Consider the following 17,981-nt stretch of genomic DNA (forward strand, 5'->3'; position numbering starts at 1 on the left):
AGCAGAGGCCGGATACCCATTCTGTTTGTTATCGGGCCACTATAGCCTATTTGCCGCGACGCTTCCTCAAGTGCGCGACAAGACCTTGCGTGGATGCGTCCTTGTCCGTTGGTTTTGCCGCTCCGGAGATGATCGGCAGAAGCTCGGTCGCCAGTTCCTTGCCGAGCTCGACACCCCATTGATCGAAGGCATTGATGCCGAAAAGCTGGGCCTCGACGAAAACGCGATGCTCGTAAAGCGCGATCAGGCGTCCCAAGGAGAACGGATCGAGTTTGTCATAGACGATGGTGATCGATGGCCGGTTGCCTTTGAAAACACGGTGCGGCGCAATGCGGTTCACCTCGGATTTCGCCAGGTTCTTTGCCGCGAGCTGCGCCCTGGCTTCTTCCAGCGTGCGGCCCTTCATCAGGGCTTCCGACTGGGCCAGACAATTGGCCAGGAGCATCTCATGCTGATTGTCGAGATGCGGCTCGTGGCCCTTCGCCGCGACGATGAATTCAAGCGGGATCGTATCGGTTCCCTGATGCAGGAGCTGGAAGAAGGCATGCTGACCGTTGGTGCCGGGTTCGCCCCAGACCACCGGGCCGGTCGGACCGGACACCGGCTTGCCGTCGACGGTGACGCCCTTGCCGTTCGATTCCATGTCGAGCTGCTGCAGGTAGGCCGGCAGGCGGGCCAGCCGCTGATCATATGGGATCACGGCGCGGCTGGTATAGCCGGAGATGGCGCGATGCCAGTAGCCGACCAGACCAAGCATCATCGGCAGGTTCTTGGAAAGCGCCGCCTTGCGGAAATGTTCGTCCATCGCATGGGCGCCATCGAGAAACCGGCCAAAGTTCTCTGGCCCGATCGCAATCATCAATGGCAGACCGATGGCCGACCAGATGGAATAACGGCCGCCTACCCAGTCCCAGAAGCCGAAGATACGATCTTCCGGAATGCCGAAGGCGTCGACCTTGTCGAGCGCCGTGGAAACGGCGGCAAAGTGCTTGCCGACAGCCTTTTCACCCAGCGCATCGGCGATCCATTTGCGCGCGGCGCGGGCATTGGTCATGGTCTCGATGGTGGTGAAGGTTTTCGACGCGATGATGATCAGCGTCGTCGCCGGATCGAGGTCTTTCAAGGTATCGGCGATGTGTGCCCCATCAACATTGGAGACGAAATGGGTCTTCGGCCCGTCATGATAGGGTGACAGGGCGAGCGTTGCCATGGCCGGTCCGAGATCGGAGCCGCCAATGCCGATATTGACCACATCGGTGATCGGCTTGTTCTTCGAACCCTTGATGGCGCCGGAGCGCAGGCCATCCGCATAGGCGCCCATGCGCTTCAGCACATCGTTGACGCCGGGCATGACGTCCACGCCGTCAACCTTGATCGGCTTGTTGGAACGGTTGCGCAGCGCCACGTGGAGAACGGCGCGGCCTTCAGTATTGTTGATTGGTTCGCCGGCAAACATCGCATCGCGCCGGGCTTCCACATGGGCAACTTTTGCCAGATCAGCAAGGAGGGAAAGCGTCTCGTCATTGACCAGGCACTTCGACCAGTCGAGGAGAAGATCGTCGAGACTGAGGGAATAACGAGAGAAGCGTTTGGGATCTTCCATGAAGGTCGCGCGCATGTTTTTCGGCGCGCCGCTTTTGAAGTGTGCTTTCAATGCCTGAACGGAGCCACGCAGGTCGTTCGCTTTCACTGTCGCCATTTCTCTCTCCTGAAGTCACGCCTTGATCCTGACAGAGTGGAACCTGCCACCGGAATCATTTTGTTTCAATCGATTTAAAGCAGAATCTCTTCCGATTTTACATCAGGTAATCTGCGCCGCAAATCCGGGCGGAACTGCGGCGCGAAAGTTTACGAGCCCTTGATGGCTGTCAGAACGTCGTCATACGCCTTGCAGGCATCTTTCAGATCGGTCTGGCCCTGATATTTGGTGGCCAGTTCCTGCATCTTGGCAACGATTCCCTGAGCCTTGGACGGGTCCTTGGTAATGACCTGCTGAACGGCAGCGGTGATTTCACCGGCCTTTTTGGTCAGCTCTTCCTGGGTGCAGGTGGGGGCTTTGGAACAGCCGACGAGAGCGACAGCCAGCAGCGAAATGCCGGCGACCATTTTCAATTTCATGTGCAGTCTCCCTTGATGAGATGAATGAAGTAGAAGAATAGTTGGGTCAGTACTTTGTGGCCGTCATCCCTGCGGAATCACAAAGTCTTAATCCTGTTATTACACCGCTCCCGTCCGGTCCAGCATCTTCATCGCCAGTATCATGATGTTTTGTGACAGGATTTAATACAGTGGCAGGAAGAACGAAGTTTTATAAATCATGGACAGATGAAGTCGTCTATCTTAGCTTTCTTCTTCCAGGGAGGCATTGAAACATGGATATGACCGGCGAAGAACGCATTGCAGCGCCCCGCGAAGCAGTCTGGAAGGCATTGAACGACACGGAGGTGTTGAAAGCCTGCATCCCCGGCTGCGAAAGCCTCGAGCGGATTTCCGATACGGAACTGGAAGCCACGGTCGGCGTCAAACTCGGCCCCGTCAAGGCGCGCTTCAACGGCAAGGTCGAATTGAGCAATCTCAATCCTCCGCTGTCCTACACGATCACGGGCGAGGGCAAGGGTGGCATTGCCGGTTTTGCCAAGGGTGGCGCCGATGTCACCCTGATCGAGGAAGGCGGCGAGACCGTGCTCACCTATACGGTCAATGCCGATGTCGGCGGCAAGATCGCCCAACTCGGCAGCCGCCTTATATCCTCCTCCGCCAAGAAACTCGCCACCCAGTTTTTCGAGAATCTCAATCAGGCCGCCGCCGGCACCTGACACGCCGGACAATTCGACAGGCCTGTCGCATTTTCCATAAGCCATGGCGGAATGACGTTTGGGTTTGCTACGATGAAGCCGGATATCCTGCCTGGATAAATAGATTGTGTTCGGGCTGGAATTCATGCGCGCGTTTGATTTCATCATTGTCGGATCAGGCTCTGCCGGATCGGTTGTCGCCGAGCGCTTGTCCGCCAGCGGACGCCACACGGTTCTTGTGCTGGAAGCGGGCGGGACGGACCGTCGGTTCTTCGTGCAGATGCCGCTCGGATACGGCAAGACCTTCTACGACAAATCCGTCAACTGGATGTACAAGGCCGAAGCCGATCCGGGTCTTGGCGGCAATGCGGATTACTGGCCGCGCGGCAAGGTGCTGGGCGGGTCGAGTTCGATCAATGCCATGGTCTATATTCGCGGCGCGAAGGAGGATTTCGACGAATGGCGCGCGCGCGGCAATCCCGGCTGGGGCTATGACGATGTGCTGCCGGTGTTTCAGGCACTGGAAGACCATGACGGCCCCGCAAAAAGCCTTGGCCGCGGCGGACCACTGCATGTCACCGATTGCTCGCACCTGTTTCATCCGCTGGCCAATCAGATTCTGAAGGGCGCGCAGGAGGCCGGCCTGCACTACAATCCCGATTTCAATGGCGCCACGCAGGAAGGCACGGGGCCATTTCAGCTGACCACGAAAGGCGGACGGCGCATGTCCGCCGCCAGGGCTTTTCTGCGCCCGGCGATGAAACGCCCCAATGTCACGGTTCTGACCGGCGCGATGGTGCAGCGGATTGTCTTTGAGGGCAAACGGGCTACCGGTGTTGCGTTCACCCGCAACGGCCGGACCGAGACGGTCAGGGCCGGGCGCGAAGTGATCCTGTGCGGCGGCTCCGTCAATTCTCCGCAACTGCTCGAACTGTCCGGGATTGGCAATGCGGCACGGCTGCAGGAATTCGGCATACCCATCGTGCATGACAATGCGCAGGTTGGGGAAAACCTGCAGGACCATCTCGGCATCAATTACACCTACCGGGCCAACGTGGCCTCGCTCAACCAGGTGCTGCGTCCGTGGTGGGGAAAACTGCGCGTCGGCATCGAATATCTGCTGCTGCGGACGGGACCCCTGTCGATCAGCATGAATCAGGGCGGTGGCTTTTTCCGCACCGATCCGTCGCGGCAGCGCCCGAACATGCAGCTGTATTTTCAGGCCTTTTCCACCGTGCGGCCGAGGGAAGGCGAACGCCCGATCCTGACCCCCGATCCCTGGCCGGGCTTTTCCATCGGCCTGTCCAATTGCCGTCCGACCAGCGTCGGGTCCATCCATATCCGCTCTAGCAATCCGCTCGACGCACCGACCATCGCGCCGAACGCTTTTTCAACCGGGCATGACGTTGCCGAGATGCTGGATGCGGTAAAGTTCCTGCGGAAAATCGCAGCGACGCCAACCCTGTCGAAGCTGATCGTCGAGGAATTGCTGCCCGGTCCGCATTGCCGGAGCGATGAGGATCTCATTGCCGATTTCCGCCGGCGCAGCGGCACGGTCTATCACCCGGTTTCGACCTGCCGCATGGGGCCGGACCCGGCAGTATCGGTGGTCGACCCGCGTTTGCGGGTGCACGGCGTCGAAGGGCTGCGTGTGATCGACTGCTCGATCTTCCCCAATATCATTTCCGGCAATACCAATGCCGCCGCCATGATGGTCGGGGCAAAAGGCGCAAGCCTTGTTCTCAACGATCTGATCTAGCTTTTCCCCGCTGCCCTTGCCAGATTTGCGTGGATATCCAGCCGTGCAAACGAAACGAATATGATTCAATTTCATATTTCTTGACCGTTTGATAAAAAATTTGACCTTTTGTGAAAATCTGGCATTCTTTCCATCAACAGGCGCTGGACAAACCGGCCCATCACCAAATTGCGGCACGCCCAAAGGGAACGGGATGCTGCAGTTTCAGAAATGGAGAGGCGATTTCATGGGATCGATCGATTCTGGAATCCGTGATGTGAGGGCCGGGCGGCTAGAGTCCGATGCCTACACCGATGTTTTTTCCGATCTGCACCCGGCATTGACGCGGCATGAAGCCTTTGTCGAATCCGACCGCTGCTACTTCTGCTACGATGCGCCCTGCATGAACGCCTGCCCGACGGGCATCGATATTCCGCTGTTCATTCGCCAGATCGCCGCCGACAATCCCACCGGTTCTGCCAAGACGATTCTGGCCGAAAACATTCTCGGCGGCATGTGTGCCCGCGTCTGCCCGACGGAAACCCTGTGCGAACAGGCCTGCGTGCGTGAGACCGCCGAGGGCAAGCCGGTGAAAATCGGCCTTCTGCAGCGCTACGCCACCGACCATCTGATGGAAAAGGGCCAGCACCCCTTCAAGCGCGCCGAGCCGACAGGCAAGAGCGTTGCCGTCGTCGGCGCGGGTCCGGCCGGCTTGTCGGCGGCTCATCGCCTTGCCAAACACGGACACAACGTGACGATTTTCGAAGCCAGGCCAAAAGCCGGCGGCCTCAATGAATATGGCATTGCCGCCTATAAGAGCGTCGACAATTTTGCCCAGAAGGAACTCGATTTCATTCTGGAAATCGGCGGGATCACCATCGAGAACGACAAGGCGCTTGGCCGGGACATCAGCATCGATGCGCTGAAAGCCGGTTTTGATGCGGTTTTCCTCGGCATGGGATTGCCGGGTGTGAACGAGCTTGGCCTCGAAGGCGAAGATGCCGCCGGCTGCATCGATGCCGTCGACTACATCTCCGTCCTGCGCCAGAGCGAGGACCTGTCGCAGATCGCCGTCGGACGCGACGTTGTCGTCATCGGCGGCGGCATGACGGCCATCGACGTGGCCGTGCAGACCAAGCTGCTGGGCGCCGAGAACGTCATCATCGCCTATCGGCGCGGGCCGGAAAGCATGAACGCCAGCCCCTATGAGCAGGAACTGGCGCTGAAAACCGGGGTGATCATCCGTCATTGGTTGCAGCCGCGGGCGCTTACCCGCAACGCATCCGGTGAAGTCTGCGGCATCACGCTGGATTATACCGCCATGGCCGACGGCAGGCTTGCCGTCACCGGCGAAAGCATCACCCTTGCCAGCGACCAGATTTTCAAGGCCATCGGCCAGACGCCGGCAGAGAGCATCCTTACCGAAGCCGGGCTTGCCCTATCGAAGGGGCGTATCAGCGTCGACGCCGACCGCCGCACCTCGATCCCCGGCATATGGGCTGGCGGCGATTGCATTGCCGGTGGTCAGGACCTGACCGTGGCCGCGGTGCAGGACGGCAAGCTTGCCGCTGAATCCATCCACCGGGCGCTGACGCAGCAGCCGGAGAAAGTCAGCGGCTTTGTCGAAGCCGTCATGGCGGAAAATCCGGACGGCGCGTCGGCCCCGGCGCAGCACCCCACCCATCCAAGCCACATCGCTGGCTGAAGGAGATCGACATGGCTGATCTTTCATCGAATTTCCTCGGCATCAAATCCCCCAACCCCTTCTGGCTGGCCTCCGCACCGCCGACAGACAAGGCCTACAATGTCGAGCGCGCCTTCAAGGCGGGCTGGGGCGGCGTTGTGTGGAAGACATTGGGCGAAGAGGGCCCGCCCGTCGTCAACGTCAACGGCCCGCGCTATGGCGCGATCCACGGCCCGGACCGGCGCTTGCTTGGCCTGAACAATATCGAGCTCATCACCGACCGTCCGCTGGAAGTGAACCTGCGGGAAATGACCGAGGTGAAGAAGAAGTGGCCCGACCGGGCGCTGATCGCCTCCATCATGGTGCCCTGCGAGGAGAACGCCTGGAAAGCCATCCTGCCGCTGGTCGAGGCTACCGGTGCGGACGGCATCGAGCTCAACTTCGGCTGCCCGCACGGCATGTCCGAACGCGGCATGGGCGCGGCGGTCGGCCAGGTGCCGGAATATATCGAGATGGTGGTGCGCTGGTGCAAGCAGTATACGCGCATGCCCGTCATCACCAAGCTGACGCCCAATATCACCGACATCCGCAAACCGGCACGGGCAGCAAAATCCGGTGGTACCGATGCCGTGTCACTGATCAACACGATCAACTCCATCGTGTCGGTCGATCTCGATACCTTTGCGCCCAATCCCTCGATTGACGGGCGCGGGTCGCATGGCGGCTATTGCGGCCCGGCCGTCAAGCCCATTGCGCTCAACATGGTGGCGGAAATCGCCCGCGATGCGGAGACGCGTGGCCTGCCGATCTCCGGCATCGGCGGCATCACGACATGGCGCGATGCGGCGGAATTCATCGCGCTCGGTTGCGGCAATGTGCAGGTGTGCACGGCGGCCATGACCTATGGCTTCAAGGTCGTGCAGGAAATGATCGACGGGCTCTCCGACTGGATGGACTCCCGCGGCTTCGCTTCCATCGAGGACTTCCGCGGCATGGCCGTGCCGAACGTCTCCGACTGGCAGTACCTCAATCTCAACTACATCACCAAGGCGCAGATCGACCAGGACCTGTGCATCAAATGCGGCCGCTGCCACATTGCCTGCGAGGACACGTCGCACCAGGCCATCACGGCAATGGTGGACGGCGCCCGGCATTTCGAGGTGATCGACGAGGAATGCGTCGGCTGCAACCTCTGCGTCAACGTCTGCCCTGTCGACAACTGCATCACCATGGTGCCGATGACCTCGGGAGTTGACCCGCGCACCAAGCTGCCGATCCAACCGGACTACGCCAACTGGACCACCCATCCCAACAATCCGATGGCCAAGGCCGCCGCCGAATAACATTCAAAACCCGCCGTTAAGGCGGGTTTTTTCTTTGTCAGACTGCCCGCAACCGGCAGCTACACCTTCATGTAATCGTACACGACTTCCCCGAGCCCGAGGGTCAGATCGGCGATGAAATGCGTTCCCGACAAGACTTCCAGAACGGGCAGGCCCGCAACATTGGCCATGACATGCGCATGAAGTTCGAGCGCCGCCGGTGCCGTCCACGCGCCTTTCAGATCGATATCCTGCAGGTGATATTCGACCAGCTCGCAGATGCGCGCGGTACCGTCCACATGCGGAATGATCTTGATGAGATAATTCGGCAGCAGCATGGATTTCAGAACGGCGGCATGATCGGCCGGCTTGTGCTTGTAGCCCATGGTGCCGGTGGCACAGAGCACACTGCCGTAATGCAGCGTGCCGAGGATGGTTTCGCCCTCATGGGAGATTTTCGGCTTGGCGAGTTTCTTGGGAAAGCCCCAGATTTCGCGCCCGCCGGCAATCGGCGCATCATCGTCGAGATACATGGAATGGACGTAGACGCCATTCTTGCCATTGAAGCGGACCGGGATGACCTGGCCGGATTCGGTGTAATCGCCAAAGCCGGTGGAATCTGGCATGCGGATGAACTCGAATTTGACAATAGGCTCGGTAATCTCCAGCGGCTCAGGCACCACCGCCCGCAGCGCCTCCGGATCGGTGCGATAGGTGATGACCACGAATTCGCGGTTGATGAAGCGGTAGGGACCCGGCGGATAGGAGGGGTTGGTGAGCGGCATGGCATAGGCGGAACGAACATCGGATATTTTCACGGGGGCATCTCCGGATGTCAGGGGAACCGGCTTTGATGCAAGCCAGGCGCGGCAACGGATATTGCGACGCAGCGGAACAATAGTGCAATGCACAATCCGCGTCTGTCAATTTCGCGTGAGGCATGTGTTTTGCATCAACATCGTGCGTGGTTCGACAAGCTCACCATGAGGGATGGAGGTGGATGGCAGGGAGCTATATCCACTGCATTTCCGATTGGCCTTGCAGTCAACAATCTCCCTCATGGTGAGCTTGTCGAACCACGCACAATCGACCTGCAATCGACCAATCCCCTCACCCGCGCGGGCGAATGCCATTGAGAATGATGCTCAGGACCGCCTGCGCCGTCTGCTCGCGGAAACCGGGGCGGCCAACCTGATTGCCCATGATGGCGCGGACCTGCACATCGAAATCCGCATAGTGCTGCGTGGTCGCCCAGATCATGAAAATCAGGTGATAGGGATCGACCGGTGCGAGCTTGCCTTCGCCGACCCAGCGGCGGATCACCGCCGCCTTGTCGTCGACCAGCGGCTTCAGGTGCTTGCTCAGGAATTCACTGATCGCTGGTGCGCCATGCAATACTTCGTTGGCAAACAGCCGCGACGCCTCCGGGTGGCTCTCCGACATGCGGATTTTCAGGGTTATGTATTTGCGCAACTGCTCGATCGGGTCGCCCTCGGGATCGATTTCCGCCAGCGGCGCCAGCCACTCCGCCAGCGTCTCTTCCAGCAGCGTCACATAGATGTTCTGCTTGCGCGGAAAATAGTAGAGCAGGTTCGGCTTCGACATCCCCGCCTTGTCGGCAATCTGGTCGATGGTGGTGCCGCGAAAGCCATAGGCGGAGAAAACATCGAGAGCGGCATCGAGGATGAGACGGCGATTGATTTCCTGGATGCGCGTCGTCTTTTCCGGCACATCGCTCGTCTTTTTCTTCGCTGCCCTCGCCATGCCACTCATCCCTTTTTGTTATCCGGCGCGACGGGCCGTTTCGTCGCATCCCGGAACCGCTTTTATTCCCCATAAAGCGCTTGACCGGCTTCCTATGCTCTTCTAGCCTGCATTTTGACCAACTAGTCAAGTTTTTGATTGCACCACAGGTTCAATCATTCGGGAACACAAAACAAGCGGCAATGTCCGCAAACAGGAGGCGTACGTCACATGTCGAAATCGGCATTGGGATTGGGCACCAATAATCTCGAGGCGTTCTGGATGCCGTTTTCGGCAAACAGGCAGTTCAAGCAAAATCCCCGTCTTCTGGTCAGCGCCAAGGACATGCATTTCAAGTCCGCCGACGGCCGCGAAATACTCGACGGAACCGCCGGTCTGTGGTGCTGCAACGCCGGTCATTCGCGCCCGAAAATCGTCGAGGCGGTACAGAAGCAGGTTGCCGAACTCGACTACGCGCCCGCCTTCCAGATGGGCCATCCCAAGGTCTTCGAGCTGGCGGCGCGACTTGCGGCCATGCTGCCGTCCCCCATCGATCACGTCTTCTTCACCAATTCCGGTTCGGAATCGGTCGACACGGCACTCAAGATCGCCCTCGCCTATCACCGCGCCAAGGGCAACGGCACCAAGACCAAGCTGATCGGCCGCGAGCGCGGCTACCACGGCGTCGGCTTCGGCGGCATTTCCGTCGGCGGCATTTCCGGCAACCGCAAGACATTCGGCAATGCGCTCGGCGGTGTCGACCACATCCGCCATACCCACGATCTCGCGCGCAACGCCTTCACGCGCGGCGAGCCCGAATATGGCGTTGAATTTGCCGACGACCTGGAAAAGGTGATCGCCCTGCACGATGCTTCCAACATCGCCGCTGTCATCGTCGAACCGGTGGCCGGATCAACCGGCGTGCTCATCCCGCCGAAGGGGTATCTGCAGCGCTTGCGCGAAATTTGCACGAAGAACGATATTCTGCTGATCTTCGATGAAGTCATCACCGGCTTCGGCCGCCTCGGCACCCCCTTCGCCGTGGATTATTTCGGCGTGGTTCCCGATCTCATCACCACCGCCAAGGGCATCACCAGCGGCGTGATCCCGATGGGCGCGGTGTTTGCCTCCAAGCAGATCTACGATGCATTCATGACCGGCCCGGAAAACATGATCGAACTTTTCCATGGCTATACCTATTCCGGCCACCCCGTTGCCTGCGCGGCAGCGCTTGCAACACTCGACACCTATGAGGAAGAGGGCCTGCTTACCCGTGCGGCGGAGCTTTCCGACTACTGGGCCGATGCATTGCATGCCCTGAAGGGCCTGCCGCATGTCATCGACATCCGCAACCTCGGCCTGATCGGCGCCATCGAGCTGGAACCCATACCAGGCGCACCGACCAAGCGTGCCTTCCAGGCATTCCTCGATGCCTATGAAAAGGGTGTCCTTATCCGCACCACGGGCGATATCATTGCGCTATCGCCACCCCTGATCATCACCAAGGGCCAGATCGAGCACCTCTTCGATACACTGGCCGACGTCCTGAAAAACCTGGCATAGTTGAAAGGCTCTCACATGGCGCTCACTGGAAATCTCAGGATCAACGGCGACCGTCTCTGGGACAGCCTGATGGACATGGCGAAGATCGGACCGGGACTGCGCGGCGGCAACAACCGCCAGACCCTGACCGACGAGGACGCCGAAGGCAGGCGCCTGTTCCAGAGCTGGTGCGAAAAGGCCGGGCTGACCATGGGCGTCGATACCATGGGCAACATGTTCTTCCGCCGCGAAGGCACCGACCCGGATGCCCTGCCCGTCTATGTCGGGAGCCATCTCGACACCCAGCCGACCGGCGGCAAATATGACGGCGTACTCGGTGTCCTCGGCGGCCTCGAACTTGTCCGTACGCTCAACGATCTCAACATCAAGACCAAGCACCCGATTGTCGTGGTCAACTGGACCAATGAGGAGGGTACGCGCTTTGCCCCCGCCATGCTGGCATCGGGTGTCTTTGCCGGTATCCACACGCAGGACTGGGCCTATGCCCGCGAAGACGCCAAGGGCAAGACGTTCGGCGACGAGCTGGAGCGCATCGGCTGGAAGGGCGACGAGGAGGTGGGCGCGCGCAAGATGCACGCACTGTTCGAACTGCATATCGAGCAGGGCCCGATCCTCGAAATCGAAGGCAAGGATATCGGCGTCGTCACCCATGGCCAAGGCCTCTGGTGGCTGCAGATCACGCTGACCGGCAAGGACAGCCATACGGGTTCCACACCGATGCCGATGCGCCGGAATGCCGGGCTGGGCATGGCCCGCATCACTGAACTCGTCCACACCATTGCCATGGCGCACCAGCCCAGCGCCGTCGGCGCGATCGGCCATTGCGACGTCTATCCGAACTCGCGCAATGTCATCCCCGGCAAGGTGGTTTTCACCGTCGATTTCCGCTCGCCCGACCTTGCCACACTCAATGCGATGAAGGCAGAGCTCGAGGAGAAGGCACCAAAGATTGCCAAAGAGCTCGGGCTGGAAATCAAGATCGAAGAAGCCGGACATTTCGATCCCGTCACTTTCGACCAAGGCTGCGTAACCGCCGTGCGCAATGCAGCCGAGCGGCTGGGTTACAGCCACCGCAACATCATTTCCGGCGCGGGGCACGATGCCTGCTGGGTCAACCGGGTTGCGCCAACGGCCATGGTCATGTGTCCCTGCGTCGATGGGCTCAGCCACAATGAAGATGAAGAGATTTCCAAGGAATGGGCGGCCGCGGGCGCGGACGTCCTCCTGCATGCTGTTCTGGAAACGGCTGTGATCCAGACCTGACCGGATACCATTTCCATACAGAGCAACATGTTCGACAAAAAACCAATAAGGGGAACGGACACATGGCTACGAAAGTGATCAAAGACGGGACCATCATTGCCGCCGACCGCACCTACAAGGCGGATGTGCTGATCGAGGGCGACATCATTGCCCAGATCGGTACGGATCTTTCCGGCGATGAGATCATTGATGCGACGGGCTGCTATCTGATGCCGGGCGGCATCGATCCGCACACCCATCTCGAAATGCCCTTCATGGGCACCCATTCTTCCGATGATTTCGACACAGGCACCGCCGCGGCGCTGGCGGGCGGCACCACCATGGTGGTCGATTTCGTCCTTCCCGGCGCCGACGGCCTGCTGGCAGCCTTGCAGGACTGGTTCCAGAAGGCAGGCAAGGCGCGCACCGACTATTCCTTCCACATGGCCATCACCGGCTGGAACAAGCAGATCTTTGACGAGATGCCGAAGGTGGTGGAACGCGGCATCAACACGTTCAAGCACTTCATGGCCTATAAAGGCGCCCTGATGGTGGACGATGACGAGATGTTCGCCTCGTTCACGCGCTGCGCCGAGATCGGCGCCATGCCGCTGGTCCACGCCGAGAATGGCGACGTGGTCGCCCATCTCCAGCAGAAACTCCTGGCAGAAGGCAACAACGGACCGGAAGCCCATGGCTATTCCCGGCCGCCGGAGGTCGAGGGGGAAGCCGCCAACCGCGCCATCATGATCGCTGATCAGGCCGGCGTGCCGCTCTACATCGTGCACGTGTCCTGCGAGCAGGCGCATGAAGCCATCCGCCGCGCCCGCCAGAAGGGCATGCGCGTCTATGGCGAGCCGCTGGTGCAGCATCTGACGCTCGATGAGAGCGAGTACAAGAACAAGGACTGGGACTATGCGGCGCGCCGGGTGATGTCGCCGCCCTTCCGCGACAAGAGTCATCAGGACGGCCTGTGGGCCGGTCTCGCCTCCGGCAGCCTGCAGGTGGTGGCGACCGATCACTGTGCCTTCACCACGGAACAGAAGCGTTTTGGCGTCGGCGATTTCACCAAGATTCCGAATGGCACCGGCGGCCTCGAGGACCGCATGCCCGTGCTGTGGACCAGGGGCGTTCGCACCGGCCGCCTGACGCCGAACGAATTCGTGGCCGTGACCTCCACCAACATCGCCCGCATCCTCAACATCTATCCGCGCAAGGGCGCCATCCTGCCGGGCTCCGATGCGGATATCGTCATCTGGGACCCCGAGGCATCGAAGGTGATTTCCGCCAAGACACAGAAATCCGCCATCGACTACAACGTGTTCGAAGGGATCGAGGTCACCGGCCTGCCGCGCATCACCCTGTCACGCGGACAGATCGCCTACAAGGACGGCGAAGTGCTGGCCCCGACCGGCAGCGGCCGCTTTGTCGAACGCGAGGCCAATGCGCCGGCCAATCGTGCACTTTCCACGTGGAAGGAACTCACGGCACCGCGTAAGGTGGAGCGCGATCCGAAAAACATACCGGCGGGTGTCTGATGACAGTCGTCGCGCTCAGACCCAAGGCCCAGTCAATGCCAAACGCGACGCCAACGAATGTGATCGACGTCAAGGACCTGTCGCTGGTCTTCAAGACCAATGACGGGCCGGTCAATGCCCTGTCGAACATCAACCTTGCGGTCAATGGCGGCGAATTCGTTTCATTCATTGGCCCATCCGGCTGCGGCAAGACCACCCTCCTGCGGGTGATCGCCGATCTGGAACAGCCGACATCCGGGACCATTTCCGTCAATGGCATGACGCCATCCGAAGCGCGGCAGAATCGCGCCTATGGTTATGTGTTCCAGGCGGCGGCGCTTTATCCATGGCGCACCATCGGCGGCAATATTTCCCTGCCGCTGGAAGTGATGGGCGTGCCAAAAGCCGAACGGGCGAGCCGCATCGCCAAAAACCTCGAACTGGTCAACCTTGCCGGTTTCGAGAAAAAGTTTCCGTGGCAGCTGTCGGGCGGCATGCAGCAGCGCGCCTCCATAGCGCGGGCACTGTCCTTCGATCCCGACATGCTGCTGATGGACGAACCTTTTGGTGCGCTGGACGAGATCGTCCGCGACCACCTCAACGAAGAGCTGCTGAAGCTGTGGGCCAAGACGCAGAAGACGGTGATCTTCGTCACGCACTCCATTCCGGAAGCTGTGTTCCTGTCGACAAAGATCGTGGTGATGAGCCCGCGTCCCGGCCGTATCCACGAAATCATCGACTGCAATCTCGGCACGGAACGCACGCTCGATATCCGCGAGACGCCGGAATTTCTCGAAATTGCCCACCGGGTGCGCGAGGGCCTGCGCCATGGCCATTCCTATGATGAGTAGCCGGGGCGCATGATGACCACGATCCGCGCCGCCAAACTGCGTGACATGTCCGACTGCGCGGCTATCGTCAATGCGTGGATCGACGCTACGGAATGGATGCCGCGCATTCATTCGGCGGACAACGTCACGGACTATTATTGCGATACCGTCTTTTCCAGATACGAAGTCTTTGTCGCCGATGACCATGACATGGTGGCCGGCATGGTTGCGCTCGCGCCTGACAACATGGTCAATGCACTCTACGTGCATGCCGACCGGCGCGGCAGGGGCATCGGCAAGGCGCTGCTGGATCACGCCAAGCGGCAGGCCACGGGACCGGTGGAGCTTTGGACCTTTGTGGCGAACACTGGTGCCCAGTCCTTCTACAGGCGCGAAGGCTTTGCCGAAATGCGCCGCACCGATGGCGACAATGAAGAACATTTGCCGGATATTCTGTATCGCTGGCAGCCTGAAGCGGGGATGCATTCATGAACTTCATCCGCAACAGCGTTGTTCCCGTTGGAACGGTCCTCCTCGCCATTCTGGCGCTGTGGTATGCCTTCGCCATCATCCTCAATGCGCCGTTCGAACGGGATCAGGCCGCACGCGCCAACACAACGATCTCCACCCGCCAACTCATCGCCAACACGATGGCGCAGGAGCGCCCGGTCCTGCCCGCGCCGCATCAGGTGGCCGAGGAAATCCGCAAGACCGTGTTCGATATCAGCCCGACATCGAAGCGCAGTCTCGTTTATCACGGCGGTGTCACCCTGTCCTCGACCTTGCTGGGTTTCGGGCTTGGCACGCTGCTCGGCATCCTGCTTGCCATTGCCATTGTCCATTCGCGCACGCTCGACAAAAGCCTGATGCCCTGGATCATCACGTCGCAGACCGTGCCCATCCTTGCCATCGCTCCGATGATCATCGTGGTTCTCAATGCGGTCAATATCACCGGGCTCCTGCCCAAGGCGATGATCTCCACCTATCTGTCGTTCTTTCCCGTTGCCGTCGGCATGGTCAAGGGCCTGCGCTCACCCGAGATCATGCATCTCGACCTGATGCACACCTATAATGCCTCGAAGGCGCAGGTGTTCTGGAAGCTGCGCTGGCCGGCGTCCATGCCCTACCTCTTCACCTCGATGAAGATTGCCGTCGCCATCAGCCTGGTTGGTGCCATTGTCGGTGAACTGCCGACCGGTGCAGTCGCGGGCATCGGTGCGCGGCTGCTGGCCGGTTCCTATTATGGCCAGACGGTGCAGATCTGGGCCGCATTGATCGCAGCGGCGCTGATGGCGGCCGTTCTGGTCAGCCTGATCGGGCTGATGGCCACGCTCGTCAACCGGCGCATGGGAGTACGGCCATGAGACTATCCCGCTCCCCGCTGGCCATTGCCGCCTTCCTGCTTGCCGTTCCCGGATTGCTGATATCGTCCGGCGGCGACGTTCTCGACACCCTCACCTATTCGACCCCGGTCATCCTGTTTGTTGCCGCTGCCGTTGCCATGTTCACGAGCGTATCGATACCGTCGCTGATCGTCGTTCTGGCGCTTGTCCATGTGGTCGCCTTCTGCCTTATCGGACTGCTCCACGCGATGCCGCAGCCGCCGGGACCGTCGATCGGCTACTGGTGCATGGTGACCTCATCCTGGCTGCTCGCGTGGTTCAGCGTGCAGAATCTGGCCGGCCTGAAACTCACTTCGCCGCAGGCCCAGCGGCTGGTCAATCTCGCCCTGCCGGTGCTGTTCGGTGCGTGGCTGCTGATCCTGTGGGAAATCATTGTCCGTGGCTTTGGCGTACCGAGCATTCTGCTGCCGCCGCCATCCATGATCGCCGAGCGCATTTCCAGTTCCGTACCGACGCTCTGGGCGGATTTTCAACAGACATATCTGAAGGCCGCCATTGCCGGTTACGTCATCGGTTGCGGTTCGGGTTTCCTTGCCGCCATCATTGTCGACCGGGTGCCTTTCCTGCGCCGGGGACTGCTGCCCATCGGCAATCTTGTGGCCGCCCTTCCCGTTGTCGGCATCGCGCCGATCATGGTCATGTGGTTCGGTTCCTACTGGGAATCGAAGGCCGCCGTGGTCGTCATCATGACTTTCTTTCCCATGCTGGTGAATACCGTGGCCGGACTTGCAGCATCCGGCGCGATGGAACGCGACCTGATGCAGACTTATGGCTCCAGCTACGGACAGACTCTTGTGAAGCTGCGCCTGCCCGCCGCCATGCCCTTCATCTTCAACGCGCTGAAGATCAATTCGACGCTGGCCCTCATCGGCGCCATCGTTGCTGAATTCTTCGGCTCGCCCATTGTCGGCATGGGCTTCCGCATTTCGGCGGAAGTCGGTCGCATGAATGTCGATATGGTGTGGGCGGAAATTTTTGTTGCGGCGCTTGCGGGCTCGCTGTCTTACGGGCTTATTACCCTCATCGAGCGGGCGGTTACTTTCTGGCACCCTTCCTACAGAACTTAAAAACAAGAACAGAGGAGAACTGAAACATGAAGAAGACGATAGCATTGACGATGGGTCTGGCGATGACGCTGATGGCGGGCTCGGCGCTGGCGGCCGACAAGCTGACCCTGCAGCTGAAATGGGTCACGCAAGGCCAGTTCGCCGGCTATTATGTCGCCAAGGACAAGGGTTTCTACAAGGAGGCCAATCTCGACGTGGAAATCAAGCCGGGCGGACCTGACGTTGCCCCGCCGCAGGTGATCGCCGGCGGCGGCGCCGATGTGGTCGTCGACTGGATGCCATCTGCCCTCGCCACGCGCGAAAAGGGCCTGCCGCTCGTCAACATCGCCCAGCCGTTCAAGCGCTCCGGCATGATGCTGACCTGCCGCAAGGAGACCGGCATCACCAAGCCGCAGGATTTCAAGGGCAAGACCCTCGGCGTCTGGTTCGGCGGCAATGAATATCCGTTCCTGTCGTGGATGAACCACCTCGGCCTCAAGACCGATGGCGGCCCGAACGGCGTCACCGTCCTCAAGCAGGGCTTCAATGTGGATCCTCTGATCCAGAAGCAGGCGGACTGCATCTCGACCATGACCTACAATGAATACTGGCAGGTGATCGATGCCGGCATTCCCGCCGATCAGCTGGTCACGTTCAAGTATGAGGACGAGAAGGTCGCTACGCTCGAAGACGGTCTTTACGTGCTGCAGAAGAGCCTCGATGACCCGAAGATGGTGGAAAAGCTCGCCCGCTTCGTCAAGGCGTCAATGAAGGGCTGGGACTATGCCCGCCAGCATCCGGACGAAGCGGCCAACATCGTGCTTGAAAACGATGCCAGCGGCGCGCAGACCGAAAAGCACCAGAAGCGCATGGTGGCTGAGATCAACAAGCTGACTGAGGGCTCCACCGGCGTTCTCGATGTGGCAGCGGCCGAGCGCACCGTGGAGACACTCCTCGGCGGCGGCTCCGATCCCGTCATCACCAAGAAGCCGGAAGGCGCTTGGACAACGAAGGTTACGGACGCCGCGAAATAACGATTCGCAGCCGGAATGAACAAGGCGGGGAGCAATCCCCGCCTTTTGTTTGCATGAATAAGAA

At 60.1% G+C, this 17,981-nt stretch carries 16 protein-coding genes; 12 read left to right on the plus strand and 4 right to left on the minus strand.

Going from position 1 to position 17,981, the window contains the following annotated elements; translation table 11 throughout:
- Nucleotides 1–46: 46 nt before the first annotated feature.
- The gene (gene pgi, locus ACP7B1_RS00150; RefSeq protein WP_426136486.1) at nt 47–1,675 is read right to left on the minus strand and encodes a glucose-6-phosphate isomerase; all 1,629 of its coding nucleotides are present in this window, start codon (nt 1,673–1,675) and stop codon (nt 47–49) included.
- Nucleotides 1,676–1,848: 173 nt separating this feature from the next.
- Entirely contained in the window at nt 1,849–2,118 is a 270-nt protein-coding gene (locus tag ACP7B1_RS00155) for a hypothetical protein (RefSeq protein WP_223614085.1), read from the minus strand.
- 254 nt (nt 2,119–2,372) lie between these two features.
- On the opposite strand from ACP7B1_RS00155, the gene ACP7B1_RS00160 reads away from it, so the two are divergent.
- The 4 genes from ACP7B1_RS00160 to preA all read left to right on the plus strand — a co-directional run bounded on the left by ACP7B1_RS00160 (nt 2,373) and on the right by preA (nt 7,560).
- Nucleotides 2,373–2,816 (plus strand): SRPBCC family protein, encoded by a 444-nt coding sequence (locus ACP7B1_RS00160; protein WP_346305262.1) that lies wholly within the window; start codon nt 2,373–2,375, stop codon nt 2,814–2,816.
- Between the two features lie 124 nt (nt 2,817–2,940).
- Nucleotides 2,941–4,554 (plus strand): GMC family oxidoreductase, encoded by a 1,614-nt coding sequence (locus tag ACP7B1_RS00165; RefSeq protein WP_346305261.1) that lies wholly within the window; start codon nt 2,941–2,943, stop codon nt 4,552–4,554.
- Between the two features lie 226 nt (nt 4,555–4,780).
- Complete coding sequence (locus ACP7B1_RS00170) at nt 4,781–6,238, plus strand: NAD(P)-dependent oxidoreductase (protein ID WP_346305260.1); 1,458 nt, start codon at nt 4,781–4,783, stop codon at nt 6,236–6,238.
- 11 nt (nt 6,239–6,249) lie between these two features.
- Complete coding sequence (gene preA / locus ACP7B1_RS00175; protein ID WP_346305259.1) at nt 6,250–7,560, plus strand: NAD-dependent dihydropyrimidine dehydrogenase subunit PreA; 1,311 nt, start codon at nt 6,250–6,252, stop codon at nt 7,558–7,560.
- A 59-nt stretch (nt 7,561–7,619) separates the two neighbouring features.
- Here the strand turns inward: preA and ACP7B1_RS00180 are convergent, their stop codons facing one another.
- Both ACP7B1_RS00180 and rutR read right to left on the minus strand, forming a co-directional pair.
- Nucleotides 7,620–8,357, minus strand: a complete 738-nt coding sequence (locus ACP7B1_RS00180; RefSeq protein WP_346305258.1) for an acetoacetate decarboxylase — start codon at nt 8,355–8,357, stop codon at nt 7,620–7,622.
- 292 nt (nt 8,358–8,649) lie between these two features.
- Entirely contained in the window at nt 8,650–9,303 is a 654-nt protein-coding gene (gene rutR / locus ACP7B1_RS00185) for an HTH-type transcriptional regulator RutR (protein ID WP_223614079.1), read from the minus strand.
- Nucleotides 9,304–9,513: 210 nt separating this feature from the next.
- Between rutR and ACP7B1_RS00190 the strand changes: the two genes are divergently transcribed.
- The 8 genes from ACP7B1_RS00190 to ACP7B1_RS00225 all read left to right on the plus strand — a co-directional run bounded on the left by ACP7B1_RS00190 (nt 9,514) and on the right by ACP7B1_RS00225 (nt 17,917).
- Nucleotides 9,514–10,845 carry an aspartate aminotransferase family protein gene (locus ACP7B1_RS00190; RefSeq protein WP_346305257.1) on the plus strand — a complete coding sequence of 444 codons (1,332 nt, stop codon included), beginning with the start codon at nt 9,514–9,516 and terminating at the stop codon, nt 10,843–10,845.
- A 15-nt stretch (nt 10,846–10,860) separates the two neighbouring features.
- A complete protein-coding gene (locus tag ACP7B1_RS00195) occupies nt 10,861–12,108 on the plus strand; it encodes a Zn-dependent hydrolase (protein ID WP_346305256.1) in 1,248 nt (415 codons plus the stop codon).
- Nucleotides 12,109–12,170: 62 nt separating this feature from the next.
- Entirely contained in the window at nt 12,171–13,625 is a 1,455-nt protein-coding gene (gene hydA / locus ACP7B1_RS00200; RefSeq protein ID WP_346305255.1) for a dihydropyrimidinase, read from the plus strand.
- A 35-nt stretch (nt 13,626–13,660) separates the two neighbouring features.
- On the plus strand, nt 13,661–14,455 hold the full coding sequence (locus ACP7B1_RS00205; RefSeq protein ID WP_426136488.1) for an ABC transporter ATP-binding protein: 795 nt from the start codon (nt 13,661–13,663) through the stop codon (nt 14,453–14,455).
- A gap of 12 nt (nt 14,456–14,467) precedes the next feature.
- A complete protein-coding gene (locus ACP7B1_RS00210) occupies nt 14,468–14,926 on the plus strand; it encodes a GNAT family N-acetyltransferase (protein WP_346305253.1) in 459 nt (152 codons plus the stop codon).
- A complete protein-coding gene (locus ACP7B1_RS00215; RefSeq protein WP_346305252.1) occupies nt 14,923–15,798 on the plus strand; it encodes an ABC transporter permease in 876 nt (291 codons plus the stop codon). Before ACP7B1_RS00210 ends, ACP7B1_RS00215 begins: the two co-directional genes overlap by 4 nt.
- Complete coding sequence (locus ACP7B1_RS00220; RefSeq protein ID WP_346305251.1) at nt 15,795–16,904, plus strand: ABC transporter permease; 1,110 nt, start codon at nt 15,795–15,797, stop codon at nt 16,902–16,904. The genes ACP7B1_RS00215 and ACP7B1_RS00220 overlap by 4 nt, the downstream gene beginning before the upstream one ends.
- Nucleotides 16,905–16,930: 26 nt before the next feature.
- Nucleotides 16,931–17,917: an ABC transporter substrate-binding protein gene (locus ACP7B1_RS00225; protein WP_223614071.1), complete on the plus strand. Its 987-nt coding sequence runs from the start codon at nt 16,931–16,933 to the stop codon at nt 17,915–17,917.
- The last annotated feature ends 64 nt before the right edge of the window (nt 17,918–17,981 follow it).

This window comes from Phyllobacterium sp. SL163, from assembly GCF_049896885.1.
Classification (GTDB): domain Bacteria; phylum Pseudomonadota; class Alphaproteobacteria; order Rhizobiales; family Rhizobiaceae; genus Phyllobacterium; species Phyllobacterium calauticae.